Consider the following 19007-nt stretch of genomic DNA (forward strand, 5'->3'; position numbering starts at 1 on the left):
CGAAAGTGTGCCATTGCACATTTAGTGCTGTAAAGACTAGGCGGCAGTACATACCGCCACCGGGCTTTCGATCGTAGCGTCGGGCTCAACACCACCACCTCTACCAGTGACGAGGAGACGCACCGTGACACTCAGGACCAAAAATCCCTCGGCGACAACGCATTTCGACGTATTGATTGTGGGCGCCGGCATTTCTGGTATCGGCATGGCCTACCAGCTCAAGACACGCATGCCGCGCAAGACCTTCGCGATCCTCGAAGGTAAGGATGCGATCGGCGGAACCTGGACTCAGTTCCGCTACCCCGGGATCCGCTCGGACTCGGACATGCCGAGCTTCGGTTTCGGGTTCAAGCCGTGGACACACAAGCAGTCGATCGCCGACGCGCACAACATCCTGGACTACCTTCAAGAGACGGTCACCGAGAACGGTCTCGACAAGCACATCCGCTTCGGATACCGGGTGCTCACCGCGGAGTTCTCCTCGACGACCAACCTGTGGACCGTCACCGCGCGACGCGTCGACAGCGACGAGACCACGCGATTCACCGCGACATTCCTGTTCTCCGGCACCGGTTACTACGACCACGACGCCGGCTACACACCGGAGTTCGCCGGTGTGGAGGATTTCGCCGGGCAGGTGATTCATCCGCAGCACTGGCCGGAGGACCTCGACTACTCGGGCAAGCGAGTAGTCGTGATCGGCAGCGGCGCGACCGCGGTCACGCTGATCCCCGCGATGGCCGGCACCGCGGAGCACGTCACGATGTTGCAGCGCTCGCCGAGCTATGTGTTCTCGATTCCGGCGGTGGACCCGGTCGCGACCGTGCTGAACCGACTGATCGGGCACCAGCGCGCGTACCCCATCATCCGGCGCAAGAACATCATGCTCAACCGTGGCATCTTCAAGGCCTGCCAGCGCGCCCCGAAGCTCATGCGCAAGCTGTTGATCGCCAACGTCCGCCGGCAGCTGCCCAAGCACTTCGACGTCGACACCCACTTCAGCCCGCGCTACAACCCATGGGACCAGCGGCTGTGCATGGTCCCCGACGGCGACCTGTTCCGCGTGCTCTCCAACGGACAGGCCTCCGTGGTGACCGATCGGATCGACCGGTTCACCGAAACCGGAATCCGGCTGGAGTCGGGCCAAGAGCTTGCCGCCGACATCGTCGTCACCGCAACCGGTCTGAACATGCTGCCGCTCGGCGCGATCCAGCTCAGCGTTGACGGTCAGCCGGTGCAGCTGCCCGAGACGACGGTCTTCAAGGCGATGATGCTCAGCGACGTGCCGAACTTCGCGTTCGCGCTCGGCTACACCAACATCGCCTGGACGCTGAAGGTCGACCTGGTCACCGAACACTTCTGCCGGCTGATCGAGCACATGGACGCACACGGCTACACCAGCGTCGAACCCGTGCTCGACGACCCGGACATGGAGCGGGTCCCGGTGTTGGACCTGTCGTCCGGATACGTCCAGCGTGCAGTCAGCCGGTTCCCGCGGGCGGGCACCGCCGGCCCATGGACGCTGAAGATGGCCTACGAGAAGGACATTGAGCGCCTGCGCCAGGGCCAGGTCGAAGACCCCGCGCTGCGCTTCACGTCCCGCCGGCCAGCAGTCCTGGCGTCCTGAAAGGACGAGAACCATGAGAAACGAAATCGCATTTGCCAGTGCCGGCGCCTCGTGCGCCGGCTGGCATCTGCCCGCCGCGACGGACGCGTTCGCCGGACCGCACGGCCGGCCGTGTGTGGTTATGGCGCATGGTTTCGGCGGCACCCGGGACACCGGGCTGCTCGCTTTCGCCGAGGGCTTCGCCGAAGCCGGCATCGACGCATTCGTGTTCGACTACCGCGGATTACCCGCCGTTTGCGGGGGATTTAGCGTATATCCGTACGACGTAAGGGTTTTCGAAGGCCCAGCAATCGACTGGCGAATCTTGCTCATTGCAGGTCACCTGGAGGGTATTCGGGTCGCCTCCCCCACCGAGGTTGAGGTCGACCCGAAACGAACCGAGGCGCTGCCCGTTCTGTTCGACGTCGTAGATGGCCGACGCTGTGACGGAGTGGTTATGAGGCCTTATCTGATAGACGTGCGAAGCTTGCCCGCCGTCCATGTCTCTCTGGTTTTCGGGCGGACCCACAATGTCCATGTCATTGGGAACCATCCCTTTGACAAGGTCGGCCAACCGCACTCCGAACACAGGGGTGGGGTACTTCACGACTTCAACAGTCAATGCAGGGTCGGCCGATGCCGGTGCTGTTACGGCGATGACGTCGATCACCGTCATGGCAATTGCCATGACGCTTGCGAAATCCCGCTTCAAAGCGTCGGTGATCGAACTAGGTCGGCGGGGTGACAGCGGCGACGACACGGTCAACCAATGACGTGAGGCACTTCAGAGACCGAGAAAGCCGCCAAGAAGTTGCGCACAACGATCTCCGGCGAATCGATCATCGGAACCCCGTCTCTCCTGTTAAGGGGTCTGCATTGCCAGCGCTGGCAGCCTAACCCAGGTCATGACAGACCACCACGTAGTATCCGGGATATGGACGATGCGCTAAGTTTTCGCAGCACTTTTGATGAAGAGGCTGAGTTATATAACACCGCCCGCCCGGGTTATCCCGAGGAACTGTTTGAAGCCCTTATAGTCGCCGCTGATCTTGCGCATGACGCCAAGCTGTTGGAAATTGGCCCCGGCACCGGACAGGCAACGAAACCGCTGGCTCAACGTGGGTTTGAAATAACAGCCGTCGAGCTGGGCGCTAGTCTGGCCGACGTAGCACGTCGAGAGCTAGGCGGCTTTCCGGGTGTGAAAGTTATTACCGGCGCCTTTGAGGACGTCGCGTTGGCATCCAACGCTTACGATCTGGTCTACGCGGCGACGGCGTTTCACTGGATAAAGCCCGACGTCAAATTCAAGAAGCCATATGCCCTGCTCAAGCCCGGTGGGCATATAGCCGTGATTCGCGGCGAGGATATATCAGATGAAAATGGCGACGATTTCTTTATGGCGTCTCAACCGATATATGACAAATATACTTCTAACGATGGCATCAGCGATTATCGTCTGCCGTGCCTCGGCGACCTTCAGCCGGCAGAGATAGACGACAAACTATTCGAGCAGATATATTTCGATGCTTTTCCCAAGCTATATTACTTTACCGCACAACAATATACAGACCTGCTGGGCACATATTCAGGACGACTCGCAATGCGCTCGGATAAAAGGCGTGTATTTCTTCAGGAGATTGCCGCATTGATCAACAACGAGTTTGACGGAGGAATACACCGGCGATTCGCAAATACGCTGTCGATAGCGAAACGCAAGTAGTCACCGGAGCCGACTACTCGGAGCGAACAAGCGTGATTGCCCTTTCGACCAGCTGACTCAACCGGTCTTTGTCATGGTGAATGAACCCGCCGGCTCGTTGTGGTAGTCACACGCGCGGTAATTGCACGGACCTTTGAAGATGTTCACGATCGTCCCCCGGAGCGTGGCAGGGTCCCACGAGTAGACGGTTTGCTTCGAGGCGTTGGGATCTGCGTAGACATGAAAAGTCCAGCGACCATCTGCCGTGTCGGCTTCCTGCACACCGTCCGGTCTGGTGACCGTCACGCAGGGCAGCACCATCGTTTTGCATGCCGCCCGGATGTTCCAGGTTTGGGTATTGCCGTTGTCGAATGTGACCTGGTAAGTCCCGGCCATTGCCTCGCTGGTCGGGTCGGGTGTGGCCTGGCCGGCCGGTGAGCAGAGCGTTGCGGCGGTCACGGTCCCGGCAACCATTGCGGACAGCCCGACCAGACGACGTTGAGTTGTCACATGGTTCCTTTTAGCCACGGGCACATATTCGCCGGTGTGAGCGCCGGAAATGACGGTTTCGGAGAAAGATGCGGGCGCGGCGTCCCACCCGGTTCCCGACATACGCATTTTCAGCTGTCGCCCGTCCGCGGAAGTTCGCGCGCCGTCGGACTCAGCGCCTCGCGCCACTGCCGTCGCTCGTTCGCCATCAAAAAGTCATAGGCCACGAGCCATGAGCGTCTTTCGTAGTCGCGGGGCATGCCGAACGACAAGATCCATGGAGGGGACGACGGTTCGCTGATCTCGAAGAGAGTGCCGGTGCTCAGTTTCGGCCACTTGATCTGGTAGCCATCGCGGGGGAATTCGAAGACTGTCACCTGCTCGCCGGCTTTGACGCGCTCCTTGAGATCGGGGATTTGCAGTCGCTGCGCCAGCCACCCGGCATGCATCAATTTTTGTTTCCTGAGCAGGGTGCAGCGAACCGTACGGTCGGTGAGTTCCAGTCGCGCTAACGGACGCTCGATCAGATCGCCGATCGAGAAGGGATTGAGACTTGCGAACACCCCCATCCATGGACGGCGACGCAACAGAAAAAGGTTCGTTTGCGGGGGTGGAGTTGTCTGCAAATACTCGCGATCTATACCCATGGCGTGCTCTCTCCAGATTAGGTGACACGTCGTTAATTGGTGAGTTTGCTGTGCGCCCGAGCCAGCTGTGTGACAAGGCTACCGGTCCGCGCCAGCCCCGCCCGAGCCAAGTAGAACGACCGCCCCCGCCGGAGCTGGCGAGCTGCGTCGAGCTCAAAGTGCTCGTAGGCCAACCAGGGTTCTTCTTATCAGTTCACGTCGTTCGTCGATTGTCATCGAGTCACCGAGGGGGGCGTGCACCCCCAAATAACCCTGTGTCACCAGGTCGCCGACCAGGAACCGCGTTGCGCCAAGCGTTAAGGACAGACGAGCGGCGATCTCCGCGACGGTGGTGCTGTTCACGCTCCACGTCAGGATCTGGTGCCGCACATCGTTTCTCGGCCAACGCGGCTTTGCCGTGGTGTTCAGCGCTTCGACCCGAGTCTCGGGCGCCAGACCGACACCAGAGTCGATACGGCCTGGCGTCAGCGTATATGGCCGAACCAAGCTCGGCTCGTCCGCGGTTTCCGGTTCTGTGAACCAGCCGCCGATCCGTTCACCTTCGCCCTCCGACTGCTGATGCGCGACGGTGTGCTTTCCCCGGACATGTGGCGGACTAGGCGGCACGTTGTGGTTCTGCAAGAACCACAACGTCTGGTCGGCGTGCACCGATGCGCGCAGCTCGTTGGAGACGACCTTGAGTACGGTGCGGTCGGCGTCGATGACGAATGTGGTCCGTCTGACCGGCAGCAGCCGGGCCAGCAGGCCACGGCGCCGGGTGTGCCTGCCATGCCGGGTCGCCTCCCGCGCCACGACAGATCTACGCAGCTTGGCGAACCTGCCTCGGCGCACCCCGAACAGTTCGGACACCACGCCGTCCTCGTCGGAGAGCAGCGGATAGTCGAAGGACCGCTGTTGGGCGAAGTGGGCCTGCTTGTCGACGGTGTCGATGCTGATGCCCACCCGGTGGGCGCCCACCCTGGCGAATTCGTTGCTCAGATCCCGGAAATGGCAAGCCTGAGCTGTACAGATCGGTGAGGACGCTAGTGGGAAGAAGAACAGCACAACTGGCCCGTCGGCAAGGAGCGCCGACAGTGTCCGAGGCCGACCGGTGTGGTCATAGAGAGTGAAGTCAGGCGCCTTCTCGCCCGCGCGATCATCGGCAAAGACTAACGCGGGAAAGCTCTGCAACGCTCACTCGGGTAATTCGGTCAGCGGAGTATCGAATGCCACGTCGGAAATTGTCGGACGCTTTTAGCTACCCTGTAGCCGCGCGTCAGTCGGGCCGGAAGCCACCCCTAGCGGCCGAGGCTGCGTGTGCGGTGATGCGTGTCAGTCGACCAGAGATAACCGCAATCCGAACATTGCAGGTGCACCACTGTCCCCTTATTGCTCAATAGGTACTGCCAGTGGGTCGTGCAGTTTCGGCTGCCCCGGCAATCACGACATTTGGCGCCGTGATCGCAGCATGGGCAGAGCAGCCAGGCGCGGCGGTTGGGGTCGGCGGTCGGATCAATCGGTAACACGATCAGTCGTCCGTTCGGGCAGGACGCCGGCGCTGACCAACCCGTCGTAGATCCTCTGCTGCTCCTCGTCCAGATCCGAGTAGAGCATGTCGTAAGCCTTCTGTTCCTCGGCGAGCACGGCGACGGGGTCCCAATCGTCACCTATCGCTTCGAGCACTGCGCTGCGTCGACGCGCCTCGTCGAGGGTCAGGTCATAGGCAAAGTCAAGGTTGGCCATCACGCTCCCCAGCCATTACATAGATAAGCGAACGAACGCTCAGGATGACGCAATCGATGCCGAGGAGGCTATGAACTGCGTCACTGTTCCCGGTTGAAGTTCGTCACATTCGGCCCGGGGCTAACGTCCACAGATTCGTTCACAAGTGACATGAAAACGGCTCCCGGAGAGGTCTCCGGGAGCCATTTCCGCTGGTAGCGGGGACATGGTAGGGGGGACGGGATTCGCACCCGCGACCCCTGGGGTTATGAGCTAACCGGTCGCAGTCTCGCGTCGGCTCGCAGGTCTCAAATGTGCAGGTCACGATAGACCGCCGGCCGAAGCCATGCCTCCGTGTTCCATCGCGTCGCGGGAGTTGCGCCGCGTTTCGTTCACAAATCCGTTCACACACCAGCGATCGCGCCAATCGTCGGCCGCGTCCAGCAGAGTTGGTCTACGGGTCGGGCGTGATCATGGGTGCTGCCGTGTCATAGCCGGATAGATGAAGCTCGGTGAGAGTCACCCCGGAGGCGAGTTGCTCGTCGGTGAGCGACGCCATGACATGGCGGACTGTGAGCACCTCGTCGAGCGGAGGCCCTCGGCGTGAATATCGGAAGCCGCTCGAATTGCACAAAGCTCGGGCTTCAGTTCATCTCTTCCGCCAGCTGCCGGTAGCGCTCCTGCATCTTGATGATTCGTCGGCGGCGAGCCGCCACCAGATAGTCAGGCGACCCGAGTCGCACAACGTAGGTGTCGGCGCGGAATCCGCCCGCCCGCAGCATGGTTGCGGCACGCTGAGCGACGCTGCTCTGTCCCAACCCGAAGTGGCTCATGAGATCCCTCACCTGCATGCCGCCGGTCCGCTGCTCGAACAGGTCGTTGGCCTTGCCGACTATCCAGACCAGCGCTGCGGCAGCGGTTTCCGCACGACCCTTGCGGCGGAAGACCTCGGGTTCCCCGGATGCGACCCGCGCCAGTACCCGTCGGCATGCGGTGCGGTATTCGGCGTCGAGCATCTCCTCGCAGCAGCGGTCGGTGAGCGCGAGGACCTCGTTGACCCGTGCTCTCACGTCGTCGGGGATGCCCTCCCAACGAAACGGCTCATCCGGTAGCGGGTCGTCATCGAGCCGATCCAACTGAATTGGGTCTCCGACGTCCAGCGCAAGCCAGTCGAGCATCGACTGTTCGAAGCTGTTCGGCTCCTCGCGACCGACTGGCACGTCCGCCATGTCCGCGCTGTCCATGCCGAGCGCGGCGAGCAGCGCGGCCGGCCCCTGCGGTCGCGGAGAGCGGATCGCTTGCTGGTACCCCGGCTCCCAATCGTCGATCGCGGCGAGTGTCTCATCGGTGAGGTCGGAGCGCAGTCCGACGTCCGCGTGCGCGAAGCGGATGAACGCCCGCAGCAGGTCCGGCGCTTTGGCGAGGTATTCGGCAGGCGCCACGATCTTGCGGGGAATCCAGTCGTCAAGCAGGATCTCGACCTTCACCGGGCTCCAGCGCAGCGGGTCGCCCGGGCCGTAGTCGGTGCCATACCAGAGCAGGGAATCCAGCAGGCCGCGGTGATCGGGGTCATCGAGCCGGGCTCCGTACGGCGAGGCGAAGAAGCGATCCGTGAGCTGGGCGAGGGCCGCCGAATCCCAGTGTGGCCGTTGGTATCCGGTTCCACGTTCGGGCAGGCCCCTGGTGATCCATTCGACCAATGCGCGACACGCGGGCCAGGTCTCGGTCTCCAGCGGTGGGAAGGTGATCGCGGCCAGTTCGATCGCAGCGTCGACCCAGGCTCGCGCGTCGGCCAGGCTGATGTCGTCCCACCGCGTGTCGGGGTCCTCGGTCACCCGCCGGAATTTGGCCACCATGTCCGCGATCGGTTCGGGTACGACGAAGGCGTCCTTCACCAGCGTGCCGAAGTTATGGTCGATGTAGACCAAACAGGTGAGCTCGTGTCCGCCGGGCAGCCGCACGCCGAGCATGATGTTGTCGCCGTCGCCGAGGACATGGCTCATCCGCACCGCCCGGTAGGTTGACGTCTGCGAAAGTTGTGTAAGCCACGCCGGTTCGAGCTTCGGGCGCGCACCGAGTTCGCGTCGGATGCGGGCACGCAGCACGTCGTCGTCGCCGGCCATCTCGGCGACCACCGCGAGCAGCGCCGACGTTTCCGCAGCGGGGACATCGAGGAACGTCCTGACCAGTTCCTCGCGGGTCAGCGCCGCCACGTCCGAGGTCTCGGGCTGGGCGAACGGGTGGTTGCGCCGCGTGTCCGTGACGCAAAGCAGCGTGCTTACGTAGGTCAACAGGCACAGGGGATGCCCAACGGCGAGGGCGCGTCGAACATCGGCCAGCAGGTCTGGCTCGGCCGAAGCAACCTGCCGAGCTCGGGCACTCCGCCGGGCCTGGTGGCGGCCCTTCTTGGCACTGCGACGCCGGGTCCTCTTGGCCATGGCCGCCACCTTACTGTGCGTGCTATGCGCTTGCGGCGTACGGTGCGAGCTTGTCGCTGAGGGGCACGATGCGCGGCAAACGAGGTCGCTCGAAGTAGTCCGGCTTGCGCCGCCGCATCAGCTTCTCGCCATCGATTACCCAGTCGAAGTGCTTGCGCCCCAACAGTTTACGGAACACCTGGTTCGTGCGCTCGGGATCACGCGCGGCCAACCGCGAGAAGAGCAGGGGCGAGACGGTGTCATCGTCGAAGTAATCGCGCACTCGTCGGCGATAGTCCGGATGTCGAAGCAGGCTCGGGTCGGCGAACGCCTCCTCGATCGGCCCGAAGTCGGCGTACAGGCCCATGCCCTCGACCTCGTCGTGGGTGACCGCGACCGCATCCGAGGCCACTAGATCGGCAGGGTAATCCGGGGCGTGGAACGGCAAGTTCGTCCGTTGCTTACCGGACGCGGCGAGCTCGGACACTGCTTGGTCGCGACAGAACGTGTAAAAGCTCCGCATTCGTTCGTTTAGCTGCACTCCCGGAATGACGACGAGGTCGGCGCCGAAGAATTGCACGAACCGGTCGTGCTCGGCGTTCTGCAGCTGTTGTGCGCGGGCGAGCTTGTCTGGATTTCGAAATGCCCTCTCCGGGTGCCGCATCGTCATCTCGCAGGCGGCGTGACGGATCGCAGCGCGGTCACTCTTCGGAGAGCACACGAAGTTGCCACTCACCAACCATTCGGGCCCGACCGGCACGAGCCGGCCGATCATGAAGCCGCCCGGTGCCAGCGTCCGGAAAACGTTCGGTCCCATATTCGAATGCACGCGGTACGTCAGCTCGTCGACAAGGTTCTCCGTTACGAGCGCGTCGCCGTCGCGGCCTTGGACTTCGAAGATGCCCTCCACAACGTTCCGCCAGCCGAGCAACAGCCCGAGCTCGTGCTCGGGCAAGTCCGGGCGACTGGCCACAAACCGCTCCACCACGGTCTTCCCGCTGCGCAACTCATGCTGCAGCAAGAAGTAGTCGAGCGCGGCTATCAGGTCCGACTCGTGACGGACGAATCGTTCAGGAAAGTAATCTCGCAGGACCTCGCTGCGGTCGCGGTTAAAGCGCGGTTGGCAGGAGAACTCCAGCAGCTCCCGCTTCAGCTCCACACTGCGCTCCACCAGGCTCGCGATCGCTATCACGCGTCGCTCCCTCCCAAACATCGATTCGGGGTCGTTTCGACGCTATCCGAGAATGGTCAACGGCTACGTGCGGCACGCCGATCCGACGAATGCCCTGCTTCGACTCCGATAGGAATGGGTGAGCTTTCCCTCCGATGAACCGCACCGACTGGGAGCCGTCGGCGAAAAACGCACGCCGGCAGCGAGTTCAAACGCCTCGGCTCGCACCGGGCTGGCCACGACCCGCTCAATTGGTCTCCTCGAACACAGACGCGGGACCACCCGAGGTCCCCGGCGTCGGACTGGCGGGTGCGGACGGTGTGGCGCTCGACGAGTCGAGGATCTGGAAGTCCTATGGCGGGATGTGGCAAGTGAAGCCGGCAACTAGTGGGCTATAGTCAGCACATGCGACTGCACATTACCGTGGATGATGAGCTCGTTGCGGAACTCGACCAGCGGGCTGGAAGCAGGCGACGTAGCGCATTCATCGCAGAGTTGATTCGCCGCGGGCTCGATGACGAGCGGCGATGGGACGATATCGAGGCAGCGCTCGGGGCTATCCCCGACGAGGGCCACGAATGGGATGACGATCCCGGTGAATGGGTCCGGCGCCAACGCTCCGACCGGCGTCGCGTCGGCTGACGTGGCGAGGGTCCTGCTCGACTCGACCGTACTCATCGACGCCCTCCGCGGCCGTCCGGCGGGCGACCGCCTACGCGCTCTGCGCCGCCAAGGTGACGAACCGTGGACCTGTGCGATCTCGATCGAGGAGATCTGGCGCGGATTGCTTCCCGGCGAAGAAGCCATAGCACAACGGCTGGTGCGCGGCTTACGGTGTGCACCGTTGGGCCAGTCCGAAGGAATTCGCGCTGGACGATGGCGCCGCCAGTTCGCCGGACGAGGGATCACCCTTCACCAGGCTGACTGCCTGATCGCCGCCGCCACCGCTGGCATCGAGGCTCGCTTGGCGACGGGCAACCCCGCCGATTTCCCCATGGACGACATCACGGTCGAGCACTGGCCCGTCGGGCGCTGAAGGCATATTCGCTAAGGGCAGGACTGCAGCCGCCACCGACCACCTCCGAGTGCGATCCGACTGGCCGCTCACCACGATTCCGCGCGACTCGATCGTTAGATGCGTAGCGATGATTTCGCGGTTTGGACGTGTTAGGTGTCACATGCCTCTGAGCGAGCATATGTAGCGTCTCCGCTTGGACTGGGCCCGTCACTGCGGGACCATCGCAACGATGCGGCGACCCTGGGGGAAGGTGACCCAGCGATCAGGTCCATCGCCGTCAATGACAGCCTATGAACCACCGACTTCCAGCAGTCGCCCGTTCACAACGTTCACAAAACGAGCGACCGCCAGCGCATGCTGGCGGTCGCTCTGGCCTGGTCAGGGTCACCTTCTTTAGTAGCCCTAAGTCGGTTCAGTCCGAACACATCGTTGACGGATGCGCAAGATGATGCAGAGGTGACTTATGGATCGTCGCGGTTCGTGTCGCCGCCCCAGCAGCGGCGCCGGGTTACCGCTCCGCAGATGACATTTTCATTCGCCCATCGGTCTGGCTTCGAGCAATCTCGTGAGAGCCGTGACGTCCCGGTCTGCGTCGTACCGACGAAGAAGGTTGATGTAACTGCGCTTGTCGACATTCCAGTCATACTGGAACACGGGATCGGAATCCTGTGCGGCAACGAACAGTATGTCTGCGAGAAGCCTTGTGGTACGGCCGTTTCCGTCGACGAACGGGTGGATCCTTACCGTCTCGGCATGGGCCACAATACCCAGTTCGTACGGCGTCCAGTCGCCGGTGTTCTCCCATCGATACAGGATCGTGCCCAATGAATTACGGAGGTCGACAGCAATCTGCTTATATGCAACCCCGATGTCGGCATCGTGTGTCCGCCATTTGCCCGCCCATGTCCAAATATCTCCGTACAGACGGGCGTGCAGGTCTTTGAGGAAGTAGTCGGTCAGCAGTTCACTGGGCTGCAGCGAGCCCTCTAGAGCCACGGTGAGAAGCTCCTCGGCCACCTGATCCTGGATGCCCTGTTCCAAGTCGTAGACCGCGGCCCTAGTCACGGGTTCACCCAAGATCTGCACGACATCGGGCAGCAGAGCCACCAATTCGTCGCCAGGAAGCGGAGTTTCGCCATACCCCGGCGTCAGCGACATCAGGGGCGCGGTTTACGCGCGGCGAGGAAGCGCTTCACCGTGGATGAGCGGACGAAGCCGGCAGGAATTACTCGATTCTCGAGTTGTGCCGACGCCTTCGTGGATCGAGCGGCGGCCCGCTTCACGGTATCCTTCGTAACGACATGACGACGTTTCACGGCCAGCACCTCCTTGTCAATCCTCGGGCGACCACAGATTTTACCGCCGTGTGCGCTGTCACTATCTCCCACACGGTGGACTACTGGTAACCGTTGCTCGACCCAATCCCAGTCGATTCGCTCCTGTTCGAGGCGCACTCGTTCACCCAATCCGTCCCCGACCAGCTCCGAATAGAGGTCCTGCTCGCCAGGCGTCAGTCGTGTGAGGACCGACCTGGCCGGACGGTCTTCGGTGACCCAACGGTCGCGATGGGCGAGCAGCGTCTCACGGTCCATCAGAACCGAACGTGCTCGTGGCAGCCACGCCCGTAGACGGTCGAGGATGGCGAATCCGTGGGTGTCGATGTCTCCCCAGTAATAAACGTCGGCGTCGGCCAGCCATCGCAGCCGACCGACCCCGTCGACGTCGAAGCCCTTCCCCCAAATCACAACGCCATCTTCCGGGATGTCGATACTCAAATAGCTGATTTCGTTCTCGATGATTACTGCCGTGCGTGGTTCGAGCCTGACGTGTGCCAACTCCTCGGAACGCGCCGCCAACTCAGTGAGCGAACCCGGTAGGCCCAGCGAAAGTGCGGGTCGCAGTCGGACCAATCCGGGTTTGGACCTAAGGCCAAGGCCCGCGAGGAATCCGGCGGCTGTCGACGGCACCCCGAGCATCGCCGCCAAGACGGGCCGGTGCCTCTCGGCGAACTTAGTGTCGACGCCGGGTGCACTGATCTCGCGCAGATACCGATTCGATTGACGGTGACTGTCGAGCCAAACGTAAGCACCGATCAGCCGCGGCATCTCGGCGGCCAGATCGAGCGCGCGAAGAGGATGGTCGACGACCCACTGCCGAACCTGCGGATGCTGGTGCGCGATAGCCAGGAGCTCGTCGAAGCGGCGGACCAAGGTCGCTACGCCCAAGAGCGCCGAGGCCTGTCCGATTGAGGACACCACTGCGCGGACGGGCAGCTGATTACGGCCGATCTGCCTGCCCCCAATCGATTCCCACTGCAAGGTGTATCGACTGTCGTCGCGACGGCCGGCGTCGACGGCCGCCACCCACTCGCGGGCGGCGGCGATGTCGTCACCGACCTGCGACGGTGTGGGGCCACGAAGGCGCACTTCGATCGGATCGACGGAGTCACCATTGGCGTAGGCACGCAGCAGCGATCCGTCGTCCCACCGGCGCCTGACCCTGGCGGCAATGTCCTCTGGCGTGGTCCACCTGGCATTCATGGCCGCCGGCCGTCACGTCTCGTCCGGTACTCCTCGATCGTCATGGTCTGGAGGCGAGAGAACGTTCCGGTCGGATTGTCGACGAACCCGATTGCCTTCACGTACGGCTCGATGACGTGAACCTTCTGTAAGGGTGTAACGATGAGAAGTTGCAGCCCGAGCGTCGCGAAAAGTTCCAGCGCGTAGCGCGTCGAGACATCCGAGCCGCGCCCGAATGCCTCGTCGATGACCGCGAACCGGAAGTCCCGTGACTGCTCGGCACCCCACTCGAGCCCGAACTGGTAGGCAAGCGACGCCGCCAGGATCGTGTAGGCAAGCTTCTCCTTCTGACCGCCGGACTTGCCGTCGGAATCGCTGTAATGCTCCCATTCATCGCCGGTTTCAAGGTCGCGCTCGGAGGCCGAGAAGACGAACCAGTTGCGCACGTCGGTAACCCGCCGGGTCCAGTTCTTGTCCGATTCCGCGTAGCCGTCGCGGCCGCGGAAGCGCTCGATGATTCGCTTGACGTCGAGGAAACGCTGCTCGGAGTATTGGTCGCCGTCGACCGCGAGGCTGTCGTTGGTCAGATTGCGCAAGTCTGAACGGAACTGCGCGACATCCTGATTGGTGGTGGGCTCCTTCTCCATTTTGATGTAGCGACCTGGGTTGTAGGGCACCGCGCCCAGCGCCTCGTTGATGCGGTCGACGCGCTCGTCGATGCCGGAAGCCTGCCGGTTGAGCCAGTTGTTGAACCCTGCCAGCTCCTGGATGGTGTTCTTGTTGAGCTGTTCCTTGAACTCAGACTCGAAACGCGGCAGGTCGTCGGTCGCGACACGGTCACGGAATGCGAGGAACTCCTGGCGGGCTTCGACATTGGCGTCCGTGTCCGCGCGAAGCTCGGGCCACCGGGTCAAGACCTTGAGCATTGACTGGATCAGGCTCTGGGCATAGCCGCCAAGTTCTCTGTTGAGTCGGTCGATGCGTTGATGAAGATCGTCCGAGAGGGCGTTCTCGGTCTCGGCACAGTCCGCTGCGCGCACCGGACGGCTCTTCGCCAGGCGTCCGTCGAGGGCCTCGTACGACGCGCGGGCGGCTGTCAGCTGCTCATCTGGCTGCGCTGCGACGAACTCGTCGTCGCGCTTCTTCCCTTGTTCCGCTTGCCGTCTCGCCACCTCCGTGGTGGCGAGTTGGCCGGTGAGTTTCTCGATCAACTCCCCCACGGCGGCAGCTTGCTCGGCGTTCTCGACGAGCGCCCGCGCGATCTCCTCCAGCCGCGACGAGCCCGCCAGCAGTCGGGCGCGTTCGGCGTCGTGGTTGTTCGCGCGCGACTCGGCCTCGTCAACATCGAGGTCGGCCCAGGATTGGAATCCCTCGAGGCGAGCGAGAGCATCGAGGTTGGCCTGCAGCGCATCCCGCTGCCCGTTGAGCCTCGCCAGCTCGGTGATAGCCCTCGCGCGCTCTTGCTCCAGCTCGCCGAGCTCGGTGCGCAGCGCGGCGATCTTTCGTTCGTTGGCCCAGCCGAGGACCCAACGACGGGGGTCGTCGACGCGGTGCCGATCGTCCTTCTCGTGACGCTCGCCGGAGCGCACCTGCCCCTCGCGGGTCACGGCGCGCCGCTGGCTGCGGAACTCCTCGAGGCTTGACGCACATCGGTAGTCGGCCCGCTTCACGAGCTCGTCGACGAGATACTCACGATAGGGCCCGTCTTTGACCTCGATGCAGTCGGCGAGCAAGAGCCCATCGTGCCCCGATGATTGGAGGCGAACCCGTTGTCTGGGAACCCGTTCGTAGACGAGCTTGGCTCCCCTTATCTGGCCACCGCGACCGCGAAACGTGAGCCGACGGCTGTTCACCCATCCGGCAACGGCGTCGTAGTGCTGCTGTGGCACCAGCATTGACAGCGCGAAGCCACGCAGCACTCGTTCCGCGGCGCCCCGCCACTCGGAGTGCTCATCGCTGACGTCGAGGAGCTCGCCGGCATAGGGAAGCTCCACCGGGGTCAGCCCAAGGTCCGCGCATAGCTCTGCGCGCACCTCGACCTGCGCGAGGTCCAGGTTGCTAGTGCGTTGCTCGAGGCTCGTGAGTTCTTCCGTGATGAAGTCGCACTTGCGTTGGAACTCTTTCTCGCGTCCAATGGCGTCGGCGGTACCTGCGTCGAGGGCCCGCTTCTCGGCGGTAAGCCGCGGGCGTTCGGTTGCCACCAGAGCTGACAGGGCTGCGAACTCCTCGCTGCCGGCGACCGCTTCCAGTCCGGCGCCGGAGACGGCTGCGTCGAACCGCGCTCGGGCCTGACGACGGCTTTGGGCCTGGGCACGAGCCTCACTGGCAAGCCGCTCTAGCTCGCCGATGCGGTCCCCACCGGCGTTGACACGCTCCTCGATGAGAGTGTCGCGTTCGTGGTTTAGCTTCTGCTGCTTGGCTTTTGCGGTGTCCTGCTCCTTCCACAAGCTCAAGCCCTCGGTCTCCAGCTGGGCGATCTCGTCGGCAAGCAGATTGGAGCGAAGCTCTGCGATGAAGAGCCGGACGGCGGATCGCTCGCGCTCCCGGGCGTTGCGCTCCGCGAGGGCATCGTCGTACTTCGCCGCGGTCTGCACGACTGGCTCGAGCGCTTCGAGTTGCTCTCGCGCGCGCTTGACGGCGTCGTGAGCCTTTGTCAGGTCTTCGAAGTGGGCGATAATGTCACTGACGCGCGCACTGGCATCGCTCGGTTCGAGCATGTGGTCGCGGACGAAGTCGTTGAGGTTGCCGACCGACTTCATCGAGACGGTCTGATGAAACAGTTCGAGCGCCTGCTCCGATCGAATTCCGAGCAGGCGACGCAATGACGTTGCGTACTTCGGGAATTCGTCGAAGAGCTCTGCCCCGCCGGCCCGCAGTCTCCTGCGCAGATCTCGCAGGTCCGAGCCGAAGTCGGCGAAGTCCGTCGCGATCGACAGTTCCTTTGTGGCGGTGACGAAAAACCGGTAGGGCTGTCCGGTGCTCTCGCGCTGCTGGAAGACCTGGGCCAGGCTGATCGTCTCGTCGTAGCCTTGGTTGGCGAAGACCCCGAGGACAACGGAGTACGTCTGTTTGTTCTCCCTCAGCCCCTTGGCGCGGGACCGTCCCGTGGCCTCGTTTCGCTCGGACTTGTAGTGGCCTTCGACGTACGAGCGCAGCGTGCGTTCCTTGGCGTCCGCGCCGGCGGCCTTGTTGTAGGCGGCCTTGTGAGATGGCATCAGCAACGTGGTGAGCGCGTCGACGATCGTGGACTTGCCGGAGCCGATGTCACCGGTCAGCAGAGCGGTCTCAGCGCCAGGACTGAACCGCCAGACCTGGCTGTCGAACGTGCCCCAGTTCAAGACCTCCGAGTGCTGCAGCCGGTAACCGGCCCGTCGAGTGTTCCCGTGCTGGACCGTGGCTGATGCTCCTTCACTCATCAGCGGCCACCGCACCGGCGTACTCCCGCAGCTTGGCCGCGAAGTCTGACAAGGTCTGGGCGTCGACGTAGGCCTTGAGGATTCGCCGTACCTCCCAATGGTCGCTTTGACCACGTAGCTGCCGCAGAAAGCCGAACTCGGCCGCCTTCTTGATCGTCGTCTCCGCCTGGTCCACGACGCGCGCATCGTTGGTGGACTCTGCCTGGAAGAGCCTCAGCAGCTCGACGATCTGATCGGTGGTGAGGACCAGTCTGCCGTCACCGCCAGTCGTCTCGAACTCGACGAGCCGCTTGCGCAGTAACACCAGGAGCAGGCTGACGTTGTACGTCAATGCCCGCCTGCGCACCAGGCGCGGGAGCACCTCATCGCCGTCCTCCTCTGGCCGGGACCGCAGATAGGCGTAGCCCTCGGCGTCATCGACGACCACATCGACGCCGATGGTGGCGAAATGGTCTCGGACACCGGCGCCCAGGCGTTCCAACGTGAGCCAGGTGTCCTCGTCCGACTCGCGGTAGACGACGCCTTGCATCAGCCGGATGATGGCGCTGGCGACCGCGTGCTCGTTGCTCATCGTCGCCGCACCGTCACTTTCGGCAGCCGCGCTCGCCTGGTGATGTCCGGGTCGGCGGGGTCCGAGTAATCCAGCAGAGTCTCATCCGCGTCGTCCATGTCGACTGTCACCTCTTCGTCGTTGAGCGCGAGGTAGCCGACGATCTCCGCCGCACCCTGCTCGATGGGGTGCATCGCGATGACGTCGGACAACAGGGCGGAGGAACTCTCGGGCAGCACGGTGCGGATGGTCTCGATCAGGCGTGCTTGGTCGATGAAGGTCTGAGTGAAGAGAAGGTCGGCGTCGACCTCCTCGCTCGCCAGTGGGATGTGGCTCTCGACCGCGACCGCCGCCGGCGGCTGATACAGCGGGCGCTCGAACGGAAGCGCGATCTCGATGCCCGGCTGGTCGACCTCGAGCCCGAAGGCCGGCGGGTGGTCGCGGAGCTCGAGGGCGGTACTCTCCACCGCCCGAACCAGGTCCAGGACGCGCCGGTTCTCCAGCCAGACCTGGTCGTCGAGGAAGCGACGCAGTTGTTCGGATATCTGCCGGACGGTGCGTTGCGCCCGATCGGCAGCCTCGGACCAGTCGTGGTGTATGCCACGGATCCGATGGTCTGCTTCGATTGCTTTGACGGTCGACACTTTGGCGAGCAGTTCGGTGAGCTCGGCCTGGCGCGACTCGGAGAGAAGGAAGTCGTAGAACGATTGGAAGCTCCGGCCCTGGTCCGAGCCGGCGATCTCGGAGCGGCTTCCGACCAACTCGGCGAGCAGTTCGCCCTTCGATCCATCCCAGGCCGCAATCTTCTCGCGCGCGGCACGGTCGAGGAGCCGGAAGTTCTCTTCCACCTCGCGGAAGTCCGAGAGCAGTTCCCGCGCGGTCGCGGAGAGCTGTTGGTAGCGGTCGCGGACCCCGGTCGCGTCCAGCACCGTGATGACGCCGGCCTCGACGGCAGCGATCTCCGCGTCGAGTTCGTCGCGGCGGCGGCGTAGTTCAGCCAGCCGGAGGTCGGGTTCGACTTCGGTTCCGTGCACGATCTGCCGCAGCAACTCGACCACAGTGTGCAGCCTGGACTCGGTCCCGACGAAGGACCTGCCCTTGAGGGTGGTGACCCACGCGTAGGCCTTCTCGAACGCTGGCGTGACTTCGTAGTGGACCTCGTCATCGCAAGGCGGATAGAACCGCCGCAGATAGGCGGCGTCGGTGGCCGCCCAGTCCTCCAAATAGGCTCGCGGCTCCTTCGGATACCGCGGCTCGCCGCTCTCGGTGGGGAGCTCGGCGTTCAGAGCGTGAAGGTGGTCGTCCAACGCGGCCGCGGCCACGCTTGCTGGGCACGCGCCCCGATTGCCCTCCACGAAGAACACCCCGAGGAAGGACAGAATCAGCGTGGAGTTGCCGGCACGCAGCAGTCGCCACGCGGGATGCCGCTCCCGTAGTGCGTCGATCGTTGCGTACTCCATCAGGGCAGACTAAAGAATACTGCCGACAGAATCTTGTGCGCTGGCCTGCAGACTGACTTGCCACAAGTGCGGGCGGGGGTTTCGCGTGGTGACCGCGTCGGGTTCGAATCGATTCAGGCCGGGATTCCTGAAGGAATCCCGGCCTGAATCTCACAGTAGCGGGGACAGGATTCGAACCTGCGACCTCTGGGTTATGAGCTAGCGGCCAGGGATTTTCGGATGTTCGTCCGATCTCATTTGTGCAGGTCAGTGGGGGTCGGGCGTCCCGGTGGTTGCGCCGTGTTGCACTGATTTCGGGTGGTTTCGCAGAGTTT

General features: G+C 63.3%; 16 protein-coding genes and 3 pseudogenes. 5 read left to right on the plus strand and 14 right to left on the minus strand.

What is annotated here, in order from left to right; all coding sequences use genetic code 11:
• Nucleotides 1-205 precede the first annotated feature (205 nt).
• Nucleotides 206-1627, plus strand: coding sequence for an NAD(P)/FAD-dependent oxidoreductase (locus VML93_RS28235; RefSeq protein ID WP_325615569.1), 1422 nt, complete (start codon nucleotides 206-208; stop codon nucleotides 1625-1627).
• A gap of 13 nt (nucleotides 1628-1640) precedes the next feature.
• A pseudogene (locus VML93_RS28240) lies at nucleotides 1641-1850 on the plus strand (alpha/beta hydrolase); the annotation flags it as partial.
• Here the strand turns inward: VML93_RS28240 and VML93_RS28245 are convergent.
• The gene (locus tag VML93_RS28245; RefSeq protein WP_325615572.1) at nucleotides 1851-2282 is read right to left on the minus strand and encodes a hypothetical protein; all 432 of its coding nucleotides are present in this window, start codon (nucleotides 2280-2282) and stop codon (nucleotides 1851-1853) included.
• A 258-nt stretch (nucleotides 2283-2540) separates the two neighbouring features.
• Between VML93_RS28245 and VML93_RS28250 the strand changes: the two genes are divergently transcribed.
• Nucleotides 2541-3326 (plus strand): class I SAM-dependent methyltransferase, encoded by a 786-nt coding sequence (locus VML93_RS28250; protein ID WP_325615556.1) that lies wholly within the window; start codon nucleotides 2541-2543, stop codon nucleotides 3324-3326.
• A 57-nt stretch (nucleotides 3327-3383) separates the two neighbouring features.
• On the opposite strand, the gene VML93_RS28255 is transcribed toward VML93_RS28250, so the two are convergent.
• The 8 genes and pseudogenes from VML93_RS28255 to VML93_RS28290 all read right to left on the minus strand — a co-directional run bounded on the left by VML93_RS28255 (nucleotide 3384) and on the right by VML93_RS28290 (nucleotide 9751).
• Nucleotides 3384-3815: a hypothetical protein gene (locus tag VML93_RS28255; RefSeq protein WP_325615557.1), complete on the minus strand. Its 432-nt coding sequence runs from the start codon at nucleotides 3813-3815 to the stop codon at nucleotides 3384-3386.
• Between the two features lie 110 nt (nucleotides 3816-3925).
• Nucleotides 3926-4363, minus strand: a complete 438-nt coding sequence (locus VML93_RS28260) for a hypothetical protein (protein ID WP_325615558.1) — start codon at nucleotides 4361-4363, stop codon at nucleotides 3926-3928.
• 231 nt (nucleotides 4364-4594) lie between these two features.
• Entirely contained in the window at nucleotides 4595-5047 is a 453-nt protein-coding gene (locus tag VML93_RS28265; protein ID WP_325615570.1) for a DUF742 domain-containing protein, read from the minus strand.
• A gap of 9 nt (nucleotides 5048-5056) precedes the next feature.
• Nucleotides 5057-5611 (minus strand): annotated as a pseudogene (locus VML93_RS28270) (peroxiredoxin); the annotation flags it as partial.
• 321 nt (nucleotides 5612-5932) lie between these two features.
• On the minus strand, nucleotides 5933-6163 hold the full coding sequence (locus VML93_RS28275) for a DUF6400 family protein (protein WP_414686468.1): 231 nt from the start codon (nucleotides 6161-6163) through the stop codon (nucleotides 5933-5935).
• 433 nt (nucleotides 6164-6596) lie between these two features.
• On the minus strand, nucleotides 6597-6722 hold the full coding sequence (locus VML93_RS28280) for a hypothetical protein (protein ID WP_325615559.1): 126 nt from the start codon (nucleotides 6720-6722) through the stop codon (nucleotides 6597-6599).
• 64 nt (nucleotides 6723-6786) lie between these two features.
• A complete protein-coding gene (locus tag VML93_RS28285; protein WP_325615560.1) occupies nucleotides 6787-8580 on the minus strand; it encodes a DUF6398 domain-containing protein in 1794 nt (597 codons plus the stop codon).
• A gap of 22 nt (nucleotides 8581-8602) precedes the next feature.
• Nucleotides 8603-9751, minus strand: coding sequence for a hypothetical protein (locus VML93_RS28290; RefSeq protein ID WP_325615561.1), 1149 nt, complete (start codon nucleotides 9749-9751; stop codon nucleotides 8603-8605).
• Nucleotides 9752-10135: 384 nt separating this feature from the next.
• On the opposite strand from VML93_RS28290, the gene VML93_RS28295 reads away from it, so the two are divergent.
• A complete protein-coding gene (locus VML93_RS28295) occupies nucleotides 10136-10372 on the plus strand; it encodes a ribbon-helix-helix domain-containing protein (protein WP_325615562.1) in 237 nt (78 codons plus the stop codon).
• Nucleotides 10314-10766: a PIN domain-containing protein gene (locus tag VML93_RS28300; RefSeq protein ID WP_325615563.1), complete on the plus strand. Its 453-nt coding sequence runs from the start codon at nucleotides 10314-10316 to the stop codon at nucleotides 10764-10766. Before VML93_RS28295 ends, VML93_RS28300 begins: the two co-directional genes overlap by 59 nt.
• 513 nt (nucleotides 10767-11279) lie before the next feature.
• On the opposite strand, the gene VML93_RS28305 is transcribed toward VML93_RS28300, so the two are convergent.
• The 5 genes and pseudogenes from VML93_RS28305 to VML93_RS28325 all read right to left on the minus strand — a co-directional run bounded on the left by VML93_RS28305 (nucleotide 11280) and on the right by VML93_RS28325 (nucleotide 18693).
• Nucleotides 11280-11906 (minus strand): Fic family protein, encoded by a 627-nt coding sequence (locus VML93_RS28305; RefSeq protein ID WP_325615564.1) that lies wholly within the window; start codon nucleotides 11904-11906, stop codon nucleotides 11280-11282.
• A gap of 242 nt (nucleotides 11907-12148) precedes the next feature.
• A pseudogene (locus tag VML93_RS28310) lies at nucleotides 12149-13288 on the minus strand (Wadjet anti-phage system protein JetD domain-containing protein); the annotation flags it as partial.
• The gene (locus tag VML93_RS28315) at nucleotides 13285-16683 is read right to left on the minus strand and encodes an ATP-binding protein (protein ID WP_325615565.1); all 3399 of its coding nucleotides are present in this window, start codon (nucleotides 16681-16683) and stop codon (nucleotides 13285-13287) included. The pseudogene VML93_RS28310 and the gene VML93_RS28315, both read right to left, overlap by 4 nt.
• Complete coding sequence (locus VML93_RS28320; protein ID WP_325615566.1) at nucleotides 16676-17254, minus strand: DUF4194 domain-containing protein; 579 nt, start codon at nucleotides 17252-17254, stop codon at nucleotides 16676-16678. Before VML93_RS28320 ends, VML93_RS28315 begins: the two co-directional genes overlap by 8 nt.
• Nucleotides 17251-18693: a DUF3375 domain-containing protein gene (locus VML93_RS28325; protein WP_325615567.1), complete on the minus strand. Its 1443-nt coding sequence runs from the start codon at nucleotides 18691-18693 to the stop codon at nucleotides 17251-17253. Before VML93_RS28325 ends, VML93_RS28320 begins: the two co-directional genes overlap by 4 nt.
• Nucleotides 18694-19007 lie beyond the last annotated feature (314 nt).

Source organism: Mycobacterium sp., from assembly GCF_035499775.1.
Taxonomy (GTDB): domain Bacteria; phylum Actinomycetota; class Actinomycetes; order Mycobacteriales; family Mycobacteriaceae; genus Mycobacterium.